Genomic DNA, 14890 nt, shown 5'->3' with positions numbered 1-14890 from the left:
CCAGGATTTGCTGGCGCGTTTCCTGCAAGCCCCCCTCATATCGCCATAAAACGAGCGCTCGCGGCCTGTCGCAGCGCTCGGATCGGCATTGAAGGTGTAATCCCCGCGCCAGCAAAGCGAAACAACGCTTGGCCGAGCCCGGTGATGAACAAGAGGGGAGACGATGAAGGCAGTTATCTTGGCAGGTGGTCTCGGCACGCGAATCAGCGAAGAATCCCACCTCAAGCCCAAGCCGATGATCGAGATCGGCGGCAAGCCAATTCTTTGGCACATCATGAAGCAGTATTCCGCCCACGGAATCCACGACTTCGTCATTTGCCTGGGCTACAAGGGCTATGCCATCAAGGATTTTTTCGCCAACTACTTCCTGCACACCTCTGACGTCACCTTCGATATGTGCAACAACCGCATGGACGTTCATCAGAACTACAGCGAGCCGTGGCGCGTGACATTGATCGACACCGGTGAGGACACCATGACCGGTGGGCGTCTGCGTCGGGCGGCACGTTACCTGGAAAATGAAGAGGCGTTCTGCTTCACCTATGGTGATGGCGTGTCGGACCTCAATATTGGCGCGCTCGTGGATTTTCATTTGTCTCACGGCAAGCTTGCCACCGTGACGGCAGTCCAGCCCCCCGGGCGTTACGGTGCGTTGGAGCGCGACGGCGATAGCGTTCTGGGTTTCACTGAAAAACCTCGAGGTGACGGTGGCTGGATAAATGGGGGCTTCTTTGTGCTCTCGCCAAAAGTCTTGCCTTTTATCACCGATGACCAAACGTCCTGGGAGGCTGAGCCGCTGGCTGCGTTGGCGAGCGAGCAGCAGCTCCAGGCGTTCCAGCACGATGGTTTCTGGCATCCAATGGACACCCTGCGGGATAAAAACCACCTCGAAGCCCTGTGGCAAAGCGGCGAGGCCCCATGGAAACAATGGTCTTGAATCCGGAGTTCTGGCGTGGCAAGCGCGTACTGGTCACCGGCCATACCGGCTTCAAGGGCAGTTGGCTGACGCTGTGGTTGCAAAGCCTGGGGGCCAAGGTCAGTGGCTTTTCCCTTGACCCGGCCACCCAGCCAAACCTGTTCGAGCTGGCCCGCGTGGGCGAGGGCATCGATGACCGGCGCGGTGATTTGCGCGACCTGGGCGCGTTGCTGGAATTGCTGGCGGACGTGCAGCCGGAGATCGTCCTGCATCTGGCGGCGCAGCCGTTGGTGCGCGAAGGTTATCGCGACCCGTTGGGCACGTATTCCAGCAACGTCATGGGCACGCTCAACCTGCTGGAAGCGGTTCGCCAAGTGGGTGGGGTCAAGGCGTGTGTACTGGTTACCACCGATAAGGTCTACGCCAATCAGGAATGGTTATGGCCCTACCGCGAAAACGAGCCTTTGGGCGGTCACGATCCCTATAGCAGCAGCAAGGCCTGCTGCGAATTGCTGGCGCAGTCTTATGCCGCCTCATTCTTCTCGGCTGAGCGCTATGCCGAGCATGGTTTGGCCCTGGCCACGGCGCGGGCCGGCAACGTACTGGGCGGCGGTGATTTCGCGCCCGAGCGCCTGATCCCCGACGTGCTTAAAGCGTGGTCGGCAGACGAGCCGGTGACGCTGCGTTATCCACAGGCCGTTCGTCCGTGGCAGCACGCCCTGGAACCGTTGGCTGGTTACCTGTTATTGGCTGAATGCCTGTATCAGCAGGGACCAGAGTTCGCCGGCGCCTGGAACTTTGGTCCGGGTGAAGCCGATATGTGCAGCGTAGGTGAAGTCGTCCAGCTGTTGGCCGAGCGCTGGCCGCAAGCGCCGGGCCTGCGCATCGAACCGAGCAATTTGCATGAGGCCGGCCTGTTGCGCCTGGACAGCAGCCGCGCCCGGCAGCTGCTCGGCTGGCAGCCACGTTGGTCGTTGCAACAATGCCTGGCCCAGACCCTGGATTGGCATTTGGCGTGGCAGAACGGTGACGACATGCGTCAAGTCACCCTCGGTCAACTGAACCTGTACCGAGGCGCGTTGTGAGCGAGTTTTCCTTGAAGGCATTGCCGCTGGCCGATCTGTTCAGCGTCCAGCACAAACGCTTCGAAGACCAGCGCGGGCATTTCGCCCGGCTGTTCTGCGAAGGCAGCCTGAGCGCATTTGGCCAGCCGTTCCATATCCGCCAGATCAACCACTCCTGCACACGTGAGCGCGGTAGCGTGCGCGGGTTGCATTATCAGAACGCGGCGCAGCCGGAAGCCAAGCTGATCACGTGCTTGCGTGGCGAAGTCTGGGATGTGGCGGTGGATTTGCGCCCCGATTCCGAGAGTTTCCTGCATTGGCATGCCGAGCACCTGAAGGCCGGCGATGGCCGCAGCCTATTGATCCCGGCGGGGTTCGCCCATGGGTTCCAGACCCTCACCGACGACGCGGAGCTGCTTTACTTGCACAGTGCCGACTACGCTCCCGAGCACGAGGGTGGCCTGTCGGTGAATGATCCGCGGCTGGCAATTGCCTGGCCGCTGCCTGTCAATAATCTGTCGAGTCGGGACAGCAACCATCCCTTGCTTGACGAGCGTTTCGCTGGAGTGCGTCTATGAACTGCCGAGGTTGTGGGACTGCCCTGGCTTTGCCTTTGATCGATCTCGGTACTTCGCCGCCATCCAACGCTTATGTGCGGGCCGACCAATTGGATCAGGCCGAGCAGTGGGTGCCGCTCAAGGTCGCGGTATGCCAGCAATGCTGGTTGGTGCAGACTGAGGATTACACCCGCGCGGACACATTGTTCGACGCCGAGTATGCCTATTTCAGTTCTTTTTCCAGCACCTGGCTGGCCCACGCCGAGCGCTACGTTGCCGAGATGGTCGAGCGCTTCGACCTGAGTGCCGGCAGTCGCGTGGTGGAAATTGCCGCCAACGATGGCTACCTGTTGCAGTACGTGGCCAAGCGCGGTATTCCGTGCCTGGGCGTCGAGCCGACACGCAGCACCGCAGAGGCCGCCCGTGCCAAAGGCCTGGAGATCCGTGAGTTATTCTTCGGTCGCGAAACGGCCACGCAACTGATCGGCGAAGGCTGGGCAGCGGATTTGATGGCGGCCAACAACGTATTGGCCCACGTGCCGGACATCAATGATTTCCTCGCCGGCTTTGCCACTCTGCTCAAGCCAACCGGCGTCGCCACGTTCGAGTTTCCGCAACTGCTCACATTGATGGCCGGGCAGCAGTTCGACACGCTGTACCACGAACATTTTTCCTACTTGTCGCTGACGTCCGTGCAGACCCTGTGCGAGCGCAATGGGCTTGAAGTATTCGATGTCAGCCAACTGTCGACCCACGGCGGCTCGTTGCGAGTCTTCGTCCAGCGGATCGATGGAGTCCGGCGTCCGGTCCAATCTTCAGTGCAACAACAATTGCAGGCCGAACGGGAGGCAGGCGTGAAAACCGCCGCCTACTACGCCACCCTGGCGCCAGCCGCCGAAGCGATCAAGCATGGCTTGCTACGCTTTTTGCTACAGGCCAAGGCCGATGGCAAGCGTGTGGTCGGTTATGGCGCGGCCGCCAAGGGCAACACCTTGCTCAACTACGCCGGGGTCAAGCCTGACTTGCTGGCGTGGGTGGCGGATGCCAATCCGCACAAGCAGGGTAAGTATTTACCGGGCAGTCGGATTCCTATTGTGTCGCCTGAGCGTATCGCAATAGAGAAACCCGACTACGTGCTCGTCCTGCCCTGGAATTTGCTGAGCGAAGTCAGCCAGCAGCTGGTTGAGGTTCGTCAATGGGGTGGGCAATTCGTCATCGCGGTGCCTGAGTTAACGCTGCTATGAAAGTTTTAGTAACTGGCGCCACCGGGTTTGTAGGCCGTCATCTGGTCGCGGCCTTGCTCGCTCGCGGGTGTCAGGTCCGGGCGGTTGCGCGCCGGGAAGAGCCGGCCAGGGAGTTGCCCTGGTTCGACCAGGTTGAATTCGTCGCGGCCGATGTCTACGCAGAAGCGCTGGACGTTGTTGCATTGGTGGAGGATGTCGATGCCTTGGCGCATCTGGCGTGGCCGGGGCTGCCGAACTACCAGGCTCTGTTTCATTTCGAACATAACTTGATGGCCGATTATCAGTTCATCAAAGAGGCTGTCGTGGCGGGTGTGGGACAGGTGCTGGTCACAGGTACCTGTTTCGAGTACGGCCTGCAGAGCGGACCGCTCGATGAGCAGACTGCGCCGCAACCGGCCAACCCTTACGGCTTGGCGAAAAATACCTTGCGCCTGTTTCTTGAACACCTGCAGCGCGAGCACCCGTTTACCTTGCAGTGGGCACGTTTGTTCTATTTGTACGGCACCGGTCAGAACCCCACCAGCCTGCTCGCGGCGCTGGACCGGGCCATCGATACCCAGGCGCCAGTATTCGATATGTCGGGGGGCGAGCAATTGCGCGATTACCTGGCAATCGAAACAGCGAGTGCTTATCTGGCGGGGCTGCTGTCGCAGCGCGAATTCAATGGGGTCGTCAATTGCTCAAGTGGTGAACCGGTGTCGGTTCGCGCGCTGGTAGAAGCACGGCTGCGCGAGCGTGGCGCGGCCATTCGCCTGAACTTGGGCCACTATCCCTATCCGACTCACGAACCCATGGCGTTCTGGGGCGTGGCCGAACGTTTGCAAACCTTGTTGGGAGCCGAACATGACGCTTGAGCTGTACCGGGCCACCGGCCTTCCGGTTCTGCAGAACCGTACCTTCGCCGATGAGCAGTCAGCCAAAACCTCGGCGAGTGCCGACATGGTGTTGGTCCAGGACGAAGTGAGCGGGTTGGTTTTCAACCAGGCGTTCGATGCCGACAAGCTCAGCTATGACAGCGACTACCAGAATGAACAGGCCCATTCCGGTCAGTTTCAGAAACATCTTGCTGACGTGGAAGGCATCATCGCCCGGCATTTCAGCGGCCAGGAATTGATCGAGGTCGGTTGCGGCAAAGGCTATTTCCTGGAGCTGCTCAAGGAGCGTGGTTACGCAATCACGGGTATCGACCCGGCCTATGAGGGCAATAACGCAGATGTCATCAAGGCGCCGTTTACCCGTGACCTCGGGCTTTCGGCTGACGCGGTCGTGCTGCGTCATGTGCTGGAGCATATTCAGGATCCGGTGGCTTTCCTCGCCGAAATCTCAGCGGCCAACCAGGGCGGACAGATTTACATCGAAGTGCCGTGCCTGGACTGGATCCTGGAGCATCGAGCCTGGTTCGACCTGTTCTACGAACACGTCAATTATTTCCGCCTTGACGACCTGCGGCGGATGTTCGGCACGGTGCATGAGGCGGGGCATCTGTTCGGCGGTCAGTACCTGTACATCGTTGCCGATCTGGCCACGTTGCGCCTGAAGCCGGAACAGCCCGTTCCAGCCTTGCAAATGCCCGATGGATTCACCGCCAGCCTCGGTCATGCCGTGCAGATCGTCCAGGCTGCGCCGCAACAAGGCTCGGCGATCTGGGGGGCTTCCTCCAAGGGCGTGATCTATTCGCTATTCCTGCAACGAGCCGGTGTTGCAGTGGACTGCGTGGTGGATATCAACCCGGCCAAGCAGGGGCGGTATCTGCCGTTGTCGGGCGCCCGGGTATCTTCGCCGAAAGAAGCTATGAATGCGCTGCCCGAAGGCGCCAACCTGTTCGTAATGAACTCCAATTACCTCGAAGAGATCAAGCGGATGACGGGTGGGCGCTACGTCTACCACGCCGTTGACAGCGCTTCGTTCCAATAACCACGAGATTCGAAAAATGACCGACAACACTATCCATAAAGCTTTCGAAGCCCAATGCCAGACCGAAATCGCCGGTCAGGGCCAAGATCAGAAACTCGTCGGCTTGGCCAAGGCGTTTTTCAACGAATCGGCCCGCCACAAGTACAGCTACCATTTTTCATGGATGGGGCGACCGATCATCCAACTGCCGCAGGACATGATGGCCATGCAGGAATTGATCTGGCAGATCAAGCCTGACCTGATCATCGAATGCGGTATCGCCCATGGCGGTTCGATCATTTATTACGCTTCGTTGCTGGAGTTGCAGGGCCACGGCGAAGTGCTGGGCATCGACCTGGATATTCGTCCCCATAACCGCGAAGCCATCGAGAGCCATCCGATGAGTAAACGCATCTCAATGATCGAGGGTTCGAGCATCGATCCGGCCATTGCCGAGCAGGTCCATGCGGCGGCGAAAGGTAAAAAGGTCATTTTGGTTCTCGACTCCAACCACACCCATGACCATGTCCTCGAAGAGCTGCGCCTGTACGCGCCGCTGGTTTCGGTGGGCAGCTATTGCGTGGTGATGGACACCGTGGTCGAAGACATGCCAGCGGACTTTTTCCCGGATCGCCCATGGGGCCCTGGCGATAACCCGAAAACCGCCGTGTGGAAATACCTTGAGGAAAACGCTGATTTTGAAATTGACCAGCAATTGCAGAACAAGCTGCTGATCACCGTTGCTCCAGACGGTTATCTGCGTCGGGTTCGTTAATCCATCCGTTTCAAGTCATTGGCGTCTGGCAGGTTGTGGGGACAGGAAATATGCAGGTTCGAAACAATATTCAAAACAACGTGGCACCGCTGAACGAGCGGTTCACCGTGGTGGTGATCTCCCACAACCGCAGCGCATTCCTGCGGCGTACATTGCATTACTACAGCAGCTATCCGTGTTCGGTACTGGTGCTTGATTCGTCGGTTGAGCGCGATGAGCAGATCGCCCGGGATTTTCCCTCGGTCGATTATCGACACTTGCCTCAGTTCACCTACAAGGGACTGCAGGACAAACTGGTGTATGGCGTCAACCAGGTCACGACACCGTACATGGTGTTTGCCGCCGATGATGATTTCTTGCTGCACGATGCGTTGACCGAATCGGTGGAGTTTCTCGAAGCCAACCCCGACTATGGCCTGTGCCATGGCTACGGGATCATGTATCTGTCGTGTGCGACCGAAGTGAATTACTTCCGTCGCGATCGAAAGGTGCATGAGGATTACAACAGCGAGCTGGCCGAAGACCGGGTCATTCGCTTCATGGACCAGTTCCTGCCGCCATTTTATGCCGTGACCCGAACTGATCTGCTGCAACAGTGGTATGGCCTGTTGCCGCGGGGCACCAGTTTCGAATGGCAGGAGATCGGCCACACCTTTTATCTGCTGGCCTGCGCCAAGGCACGGATCCTGCCGATTCCATTTGCCGTTCGCGAGGCCAATTACGGCGGTTCCGAGCACAACACCAATGTGTTGACCGTGCTTAGCTACAAGGACGCCAAAAGCGTTGCCGAGCGCGAGCAATTCGCCGAGTTCCTGGCATCCCTTCCAACGCCGTTGCGCGAGCAAGCGCACGGACGTGCCAAGCAGATTGCTCTGGACAGTTTCGCGGCCATGGCTGACTGCCTGCAGCAAGGGCGTTCACTCAAGGGTACACAGATCATTCGCTCGGCCTGGCCGCAGGCCGGTAGTGAGCCAGTGCGTTCGTTTGGCCCGCAACAATTTGTCGAGATGCCTTTTTACAACCTGCGAGTATTCAATCTCCTGACCCAGTTTGAATTTCTGTTGCACGCCATGCCGGCCGGGCGCCTGCAACTTCAGCAATTGGAAGGTATTCTGCTGCGCCAACACGAACTGATGCGCGTGCAACCCAATGACAACGAGCGCACGATACGCAGTCGTTTGTGGGAGGCCCAGGGCCTGTATGCGTTCAACCGTACCGTGGTCAAGCGCTTGGCCGAATCGTTGAAGAACAGCGACGAGCCCGAGGAAGCCGTGAAATTGCAGGCTTGGGCCGATCGCCTGGACTCGGTGCCGGGACAGCAGGGCCGCCGGTTACTGGAAAACATGCACTCCGGTCGCTTGTTGAACTGGCTTGAAGCGCGTAACCCTGATGAACAGCAACTCAAGTCCATCGCTGCCCATCTGGCCGAGCATCAGGGCGGGCCGCGGTTTGGCGTCCTGTTGCTGGATCTGGAAGCAGACATGTTCAAGTTGCAGGCCACCTTCGACAGCCTGGTCAATAGCCATTGCAAAGCATTCAATGTCGTGGTGTTCACCACGGGTGACCTGCCGGCGACCACCTCGGTACATGACACCGTGCACTTCGTTAAAGTCAGCACGACTAATTATGTCGAGCGCATCAACCAGGTCATTGAACAGTCCACCGCCGACTGGATGGTGCTGGTCGAGGCCGGTGACCAGTTCACCCAAAACGGCCTGCTACGCGCCAGCCTAGAATTGATCGGTGCCGAAGGTGTGCGCGCCGTGGCCATGGATGAAATCCAGCGCAAGGCTGACGGCAGCCTCACCGACGTGTTCCGTCCGGGTGTCAACCTCGATCTGCTGCAATCGGTGCCCTCGTTGATGGCGCGTCACTGGCTGATTCGCCGTGATGTACTGGCCCAGGCTCGCGGCTTTACCGCTGAATACACTCAGGCCCTGGAACTGGATCTGTTGTTGCGCCTGATTGAAGACGCAGGGTTGGGCGGCCTGGCACACCTGGCCGAGCCGTTGTTGATCTGCAATGCTCCGGCAGAGGAAGAGAATCCTCAGGAGCGTCAGGTCCTGACACGTCATCTGGCTGCCCGAGGATATCGCGCCCAAGTCACCTCGGCACAGCCGCTGACGTACCAGATCGATTACCAGCACGCCGAGCGGCCCCTGGTATCGATCATTCTCGAAAGTCGGGACAACTTTGAACAAGTACAGCAGGCGCTGGTCAGCGTGCTGCAGCGCACGCGCTACCATCGCCATGAAATTCTGATCGCGGACAATCATAGCCAGTCCGAAGCGTTGGCCCAGTGGCTCGACAGTCTTGAAGGGAAGGGCGATCGGATCCGCATCCTGCGCAGCGACCGACGCCTCAGCGTCTCGGCCCTGAATAACTGGGCGAGTGCCCAGGCCAAAGGGGAGTACCTGATCCTACTATCGTCCCAGGTACAGGTGGTCAACGCCAACTGGCTCGACAGTCTGCTCAATCAGGCACAGCGGCCTGAAGTGGGGATCGTCGGCAGCAAACAAATGGACATACGCGGTATCACGACCCAGGCTGGCCTGGTGCTCGCTCCCGACGGCCAGGTGAACTCGGTATTTGTGGGCGAACGCAAGGACGCCAAGGGCTACCTCAACGGCCACCAAGTGGAGCAGAACTACTCGGCGGTGTCCGGCGTTTGCCTGATGATCCGCAAAGACTTGTTCGAAGCCGTTGGCGGCCTGGACGAGGATCAATTCGCCGAGGCCTTTGCCGATGTCGACCTTTGCCTGAAAACCGCCGACGCGGGTTATATCACGGTCTGGACACCCCAGGCCCAGATGCTGCACGCCGGTACGTTCCCCGATGCGCCGGAGGCGGCCGACGCCTTGCGCAACAAGTGGCAGGCGCGCTTCGACCATGACGCGGCCCGGAACCCGAACCTGGCCTTGACCGGCACCGGTTTTGCGTTGGGCGCCGCCACGGCTGTCGATTGGGCGCGGTTGCTCGCATAAGCCTGCCAGGCAAAAGGAATCAGGGTATGTTCAACGGTAAATCGATTTTCATCTCAGGCGGCACCGGCTCGTTCGGGCGCAACTTCATCCGCCGGTTGCTGGAGCAATACCAGCCCAAGCGCGTGGTGGTGTTTTCCCGCGACGAACTCAAGCAGTATGAGATGCAACAGACCTTCAACGCCCCGTGCATGCGTTATTTCCTGGGAGACGTGCGCGATGCCGATCGCCTGCGCCAGGCCATGCGTGGCATCGATTACGTGGTGCATGCCGCGGCCCTCAAGCAGGTGCCGGCGGCGGAATACAATCCCACCGAATGTATTCGTACCAACGTCAATGGCGCCGAAAACATCATCGCAGCGGCCATCGACAACGGCGTGAAAAAGGTCGTTGCGTTGTCCACTGACAAAGCGGCCAGCCCGATCAATCTGTACGGCGCGACCAAGTTGCTGTCGGACAAACTGTTCGTCGCCGCCAACAATATCGCGGGCGAACAGCAGACCCGCTTCGCCGTGGTGCGCTATGGCAACGTTGCGGGCTCCCGGGGCTCGGTGGTGCCGTTCTTCAGCAAGCTTATTGCTGAGGGTGCCACCGAATTACCGATTACCGATGAGCGCATGACTCGCTTCTGGATCACCCTCGATCACGGCGTGCAATTTGTGCTCGACAGTTTCGCCCGCATGCATGGCGGCGAGGTGTTCGTGCCGAAGATCCCGTCGATTCGCATCGTCGACCTGGCGTCGGGCATGGCGGGTCATTTGCCTCATAAGAACGTCGGCATTCGGCCTGGTGAAAAGCTTCATGAGTTGATGGTGCCGCTGGACGATGCGCGCATGACCATCGAGTTCGCCGATCATTACACGATCCAGCCATCGATTCGCTTCACCAGCGTGGACGTGGATTTCGCTGTGGATAACCTGGGTGAACGCGGCAGGCCCGTCGCGGAGGATTTCGAGTATCGCTCCGACACCAATCCGCACTTTCTGTCGGTGGAGCAGATCGCAGATTTGCACGCCCGGCTGTCGGTATGATTCCTTACGGTCGGCAAAGCCTCGATCAGGCGGACATCGATGCCGTGATGGCCGTGTTGCAGTCCGATTGGCTGACGCAAGGGCCTGCGATCGAGCGCTTTGAACAGGCCATGGCCCGCCGCTGCCAGGCCGGCCATGCCGTGGCGGTGTGCAACGCGACCGCCGCGCTGCACATTGCTTGCCTGGCGGCGGGGCTTGGGCCGGGGGATCGCTTGTGGACCACACCCAACACCTTCCTGGCCTCGGCCAACTGCGGCCGATATTGTGGCGCGCAGGTGGATTTCGTCGATATCGATCCGCTGACCTGGAATCTGGACGCCGTTGCCATGGCCGCAAAGCTTGAAAAGGCCGAGCGTAACGGGACCCTGCCCAAGGTGTTGGTGGCGGTAGCGTTCTCCGGGCAAAGCTGTGACATGCGTGAAATCGCCCGCTTGTCCGAGCGTTACGGTTTCACGGTCATCGAGGACGCCTCTCACGCGGTGGGAGCCTCTTATGCCGGCAGGCCGGTGGGGTGTGGCGAATTCGCGGATATGACGGTGTTCAGTTTCCACCCGGTGAAAATCATAACCAGCGCCGAAGGCGGGATGGTCCTGACCAATCGCCCGGAGCTGGCGCAGCACCTGCAACGTCTGCGCAGCCATGGGATGACCCGTGACGCTGAACAGATGAGCGAGCCTAGCCATGGGCCTTGGTACTACCAGCAGGTGGAGTTGGGTTTCAATTACCGCATCACGGATCTTCAAGCTGCCCTGGGGCTTTCCCAGTTGAATAAGCTTGAAGGTTTCATCGCCCGGCGTCGTGAACTGGCGGCGCGCTATAACCGCTTGCTGAATGGTTTGCCACTGACCTTGCCCGGTTTGCAACCCGAGGCCGAATCGGCTTGGCATTTGTATGTAGTACGCTTGCGGCTCGACGAGATATCCCTCGATCATCGTCAGGTCTTCGAAGGCTTGCGTGCGGCAGGGATTGGCGTGAACCTGCACTACATACCGGTCCACCTGCAGCCGTATTACTGCGATCTGGGATTTGCCCAGGGTGATTATCCACAGGCCGAGCGTTATTACGCCGAGGCCATCAGTCTGCCGATGTTTCCTTCCCTCAGCGACGAGGAGCAAGAGTATGTGGTTGGGCAACTGCAACGATTACTCGAGGAGTAACGACGCGTGAGCGCAATCGCGATCATTCCCGCCCGTGGCGGCAGCAAGCGTATTCCTCGCAAAAACCTGAAACCGTTCGATGGCGTGCCGATGATTGCCCGTTCGATTCGCACGGCGCTGGAATCGGGGTTGTTCAACGAAGTGATCGTCAGCACCGATGATGAGGAAATTGCCGAAGTGGCAAAGGCTCACGGTGCGCAAGTGCCATTCTTGCGGCCGGCAGCGTTGGCGGATGATTTCACTGGGACGGCGGCGGTGATCGCTCATGCCCTGGATGAGCTGCGTGAACGACCGTTCGAATTCGCCTGTTGCATCTATGCCACGGCACCCCTGCTGCAAGCTCGGTTTCTGCGTAAAGGTTTTGACTTGCTGCGCGGGCATCCCGACAAATCGTTCGCATTTTCCGTGAGCACTTTCGGCTTCCCCGTACAGCGTGCACTGACCTTGGACGATCAGGGCGCGTTGACGCCGCTGTATCCGCAATTTCGCGATATCCGCTCCCAGGACCTGGCCGAAGCTTTCCAGGATGCCGGCCAATTCTATTGGGGGCGGCGGGACGCCTGGTTGCGTGGCGATGCATTGTTTTCGTCCAAAAGCCTGCCGGTCGTGTTGCCTCGTTATTTGGTGCAAGACATCGATACAGCCGAAGATTGGAAGCGCGCCGAGTATCTCTACGCCGCTTTGAGAGCGGGCGGTGAATTGCAATGAGAGTGCTGATTCGCGCCGACGCTTCGCCCACCATAGGCAGCGGGCATATTGCCCGTTGTCTGACTTTGGCGCGGGTGTTGCGCGAGCAGGGTGCGCACGTCGCGTTTGCCTGCCGGCTGCTCACCGGGCATCGCCTGCATGCCCTGGAGGCCGAGGGCTTCGAGACGTTCGCCCTGCCCAACTTTTATCCCGGGGAAGATCCGCAACAGGCCATCGAGTCGTTGCTGCCCTGGCAAGCAGATATCGATGCGTTGGAACGAGCCTTGGCCGGCCGGCCCGGTTTCGACTGGATCATCGTTGACCATTATGGCCTGGATCATCATTGGCAGACCGCTGCCCGGCGCTTTGCGCCAAGGATCATGGCGGTGGACGACTTGGCGACTCGGACTTATAGCGTAGACCTCTTGCTCAATCAGAACCTGTCCGGCACGCAAGCGGCGTATGAAGGGTTGCTTCCCGAGGAATGCCGTACGCTGCTGGGCCCGCGCTACGCGTTGTTGCGCGAGGAATTCCGTTGCGAGGCGATTGACATAAAACCCAAGGTCAAGCGCGTGATCGTCAACTTTGGCGGGTTTGATGCGGCTATGCAGACCCATCAGGCGATGCTGGCGCTGGCGGATTACCCAGGGCTGGAAGTGGATTTTGTGGCGGGCGCGGACAACCCGGCTTGGGCTCGGATGGAACGGATGGCGGCGAGTCGGCCCCACTGGCGATTGCACAGTTTCGTCAGTCATTTTCATCAGCTCATGTTGGAGGCCGATCTGTTCATTGGTGCCGGTGGCGGAACCAGTTGGGAGCGGGCAGCCGTGGGATTGCCCACGATCTGTATCACGGTATCGAACAATCAGCAGGCTAACAGTGACGTAATGGCGACATTCGGTGCCCATATTTACCTTGGCCCTAGAGAGAACGTCACGGTTGAACAGTTGCGCCAGGCCATCGGATTCGTCGTGGATAACCAGGGGTTGCGCAAGAGCTTGGCACAGCACTCCCGGCGACTGGTCGATGGCTTGGGCGTCTCACGCGTCGCCGTCGCGCTGGCCGGTGCCTTGTTGCGGGTTCGTCCGGCCACGCAAGCTGACGCCCGTCTGCTTTTCGAGGGGCGTAATGCCGAGGCCGTTCGCCGAGTATCGCTGGATCATTCGGTCATCGACTGGGATCGTCATTGCCAATGGCTGCAAGCCAGCCTGGTCAATCCACAGCGCTTGCTGTTGATTGGCGAAGCGTCCGATGGTCCCGTCGGCGCACTGCGTTATGACTTGCAAGGCAGCGAAGCGCTGATATCGATTTATCTGTTCGAGAACCGCCTGGGCATGGGGTGGGGCAGGGCACTGTTGGCCCATGGTGAGGCGTTTGCTAGCGCCCACTGGCCGCAACTGCGCAGTTTTACCGCTCAGGTTCTGTCCGGCAATCAAGCGTCTCTGGCGCTGTTCCGCCAGGCAGGTTTCAGTCGGGGCACATGCGTGTTCAACCGGGTATTGAAGGATGAAGTTCATGAGTAGTTTCAAGATCGGCCAGCGCAGCATCGGGGCTGACGCGCCGCCTTTCATCATTGCCGAGATGAGCGGCAACCATAACCAATCCCTGGAGGTGGCCTTGCAGATCGTCGAAGCCGCCGCCCGGGCCGGTGCTCATGCGTTGAAGCTACAGACCTACACCGCCGATACCATGACGCTGGATCTGAGCGAAGGCGAGTTCTTCATCAAGGACCCCAACAGCCTTTGGGCTGGAACATCGCTCTATGATTTATACCAAAAGGCCCATACGCCGTGGGAATGGCACGCTCCGATTTTCGCCCGGGCCAAGGCGCTGGGCATGCTCGCCTTCTCCACACCGTTCGACGAGACGTCCGTGGGTTTCCTGGAAAGCCTGGACGTGCCGGCCTACAAGATCGCCAGTTTCGAAAACACCGACTTGCCGCTGATTCGCCGGGTCGCCGCTACCGGCAAGCCGCTGATCATTTCCACCGGCATGGCCAGCATTGCCGAACTCGACGAAACCGTGCGTACTGCCCGCGAGGCCGGTTGCAAGGATCTGGTATTGCTCAAGTGCACCAGCACCTATCCGGCGACACCGGCCAACAGCAACGTGCGCACCATCCCCCATTTGCGGGAGTTGTTCGGTTGCGAGGTGGGGTTGTCGGACCATTCCATGGGCGTCGGGGTGTCCGTGGCTGCGGTGGCGCTGGGGGCGACCGTCATTGAAAAACACTTCACTCTGGACCGTGCCGCCGGCGGCGTGGACGCCAGTTTCTCCCTGGAACCGGCAGAGCTGGCAGCGCTGGTGGTCGAAACCGAGCGCGCCTGGCAGGCCATGGGGCAGGTGCGCTACGGCGTGACCGAGGCTGAGCAAAAGTCGCTGGTCTATCGCCGTTCGCTGTATGTCACGCAAGACATGGCTGCCGGCGAAGTGTTTACGTCGCAGAACGTGCGGGCCATCCGCCCGGGCCTCGGACTGGCGCCGAAACATTTGGATTCCCTGATAGGCCATCGCGCCCGCCAGGCCATCAAGCGCGGCACTGCGCTGTCGTGGTCGTTGGTCGAATAGCTTTTTGATCGGGCTTA

General features: G+C 59.6%; 13 protein-coding genes. All 13 read left to right on the top strand.

The genetic code is table 11. The features are described 5' to 3' along the window. The first annotated feature begins 163 nt into the window (after window positions 1-163). From rfbF to pseI, 13 genes are read left to right on the top strand one after another with little or no spacing between them, the layout of a single operon-like run. Window positions 164-937 carry a glucose-1-phosphate cytidylyltransferase gene (rfbF, locus tag M1D99_RS22090; RefSeq protein WP_079305235.1) on the top strand — a complete coding sequence of 258 codons (774 nt, stop codon included), beginning with the start codon at window positions 164-166 and terminating at the stop codon, window positions 935-937. Further along, window positions 928-2001, top strand: coding sequence for a CDP-glucose 4,6-dehydratase (gene rfbG / locus M1D99_RS22085; RefSeq protein ID WP_434576584.1), 1074 nt, complete (start codon window positions 928-930; stop codon window positions 1999-2001). Before rfbF ends, rfbG begins: the two co-directional genes overlap by 10 nt. Beyond that, window positions 1998-2558, top strand: coding sequence for a dTDP-4-dehydrorhamnose 3,5-epimerase (rfbC, locus tag M1D99_RS22080; protein ID WP_434571688.1), 561 nt, complete (start codon window positions 1998-2000; stop codon window positions 2556-2558). Before rfbG ends, rfbC begins: the two co-directional genes overlap by 4 nt. Further along, a complete protein-coding gene (locus tag M1D99_RS22075; protein ID WP_434571686.1) occupies window positions 2555-3781 on the top strand; it encodes a methyltransferase domain-containing protein in 1227 nt (408 codons plus the stop codon). Before rfbC ends, M1D99_RS22075 begins: the two co-directional genes overlap by 4 nt. Continuing rightward, complete coding sequence (locus tag M1D99_RS22070; protein ID WP_186704650.1) at window positions 3778-4635, top strand: NAD-dependent epimerase/dehydratase family protein; 858 nt, start codon at window positions 3778-3780, stop codon at window positions 4633-4635. Before M1D99_RS22075 ends, M1D99_RS22070 begins: the two co-directional genes overlap by 4 nt. Next, window positions 4625-5695 carry a class I SAM-dependent methyltransferase gene (locus M1D99_RS22065; RefSeq protein WP_434571684.1) on the top strand — a complete coding sequence of 357 codons (1071 nt, stop codon included), beginning with the start codon at window positions 4625-4627 and terminating at the stop codon, window positions 5693-5695. The genes M1D99_RS22070 and M1D99_RS22065 overlap by 11 nt, the downstream gene beginning before the upstream one ends. A 16-nt stretch (window positions 5696-5711) precedes the next feature. Further along, on the top strand, window positions 5712-6449 hold the full coding sequence (locus tag M1D99_RS22060; protein ID WP_186704652.1) for a cephalosporin hydroxylase family protein: 738 nt from the start codon (window positions 5712-5714) through the stop codon (window positions 6447-6449). Between the two features lie 50 nt (window positions 6450-6499). Then, on the top strand, window positions 6500-9433 hold the full coding sequence (locus tag M1D99_RS22055) for a TIGR00180 family glycosyltransferase (RefSeq protein ID WP_434571682.1): 2934 nt from the start codon (window positions 6500-6502) through the stop codon (window positions 9431-9433). 26 nt (window positions 9434-9459) lie between these two features. Beyond that, a complete protein-coding gene (pseB, locus tag M1D99_RS22050; RefSeq protein ID WP_186704654.1) occupies window positions 9460-10461 on the top strand; it encodes a UDP-N-acetylglucosamine 4,6-dehydratase (inverting) in 1002 nt (333 codons plus the stop codon). Further along, window positions 10458-11618: a UDP-4-amino-4,6-dideoxy-N-acetyl-beta-L-altrosamine transaminase gene (pseC, locus tag M1D99_RS22045; RefSeq protein WP_434571680.1), complete on the top strand. Its 1161-nt coding sequence runs from the start codon at window positions 10458-10460 to the stop codon at window positions 11616-11618. The genes pseB and pseC overlap by 4 nt, the downstream gene beginning before the upstream one ends. A 6-nt stretch (window positions 11619-11624) precedes the next feature. Further along, the gene (gene pseF / locus M1D99_RS22040) at window positions 11625-12326 is read left to right on the top strand and encodes a pseudaminic acid cytidylyltransferase (protein WP_186728610.1); all 702 of its coding nucleotides are present in this window, start codon (window positions 11625-11627) and stop codon (window positions 12324-12326) included. After that, window positions 12323-13828, top strand: coding sequence for a UDP-2,4-diacetamido-2,4,6-trideoxy-beta-L-altropyranose hydrolase (pseG, locus tag M1D99_RS22035; protein WP_458130773.1), 1506 nt, complete (start codon window positions 12323-12325; stop codon window positions 13826-13828). Before pseF ends, pseG begins: the two co-directional genes overlap by 4 nt. Beyond that, on the top strand, window positions 13821-14873 hold the full coding sequence (pseI, locus tag M1D99_RS22030; protein ID WP_186728612.1) for a pseudaminic acid synthase: 1053 nt from the start codon (window positions 13821-13823) through the stop codon (window positions 14871-14873). The genes pseG and pseI overlap by 8 nt, the downstream gene beginning before the upstream one ends. Window positions 14874-14890 lie beyond the last annotated feature (17 nt).

This window comes from Pseudomonas sp. R3-41, assembly GCF_054161485.1.
Note: the sequence above shows the minus strand (reverse complement) of the source record. Positions and strands in the feature narration are given on the sequence as shown.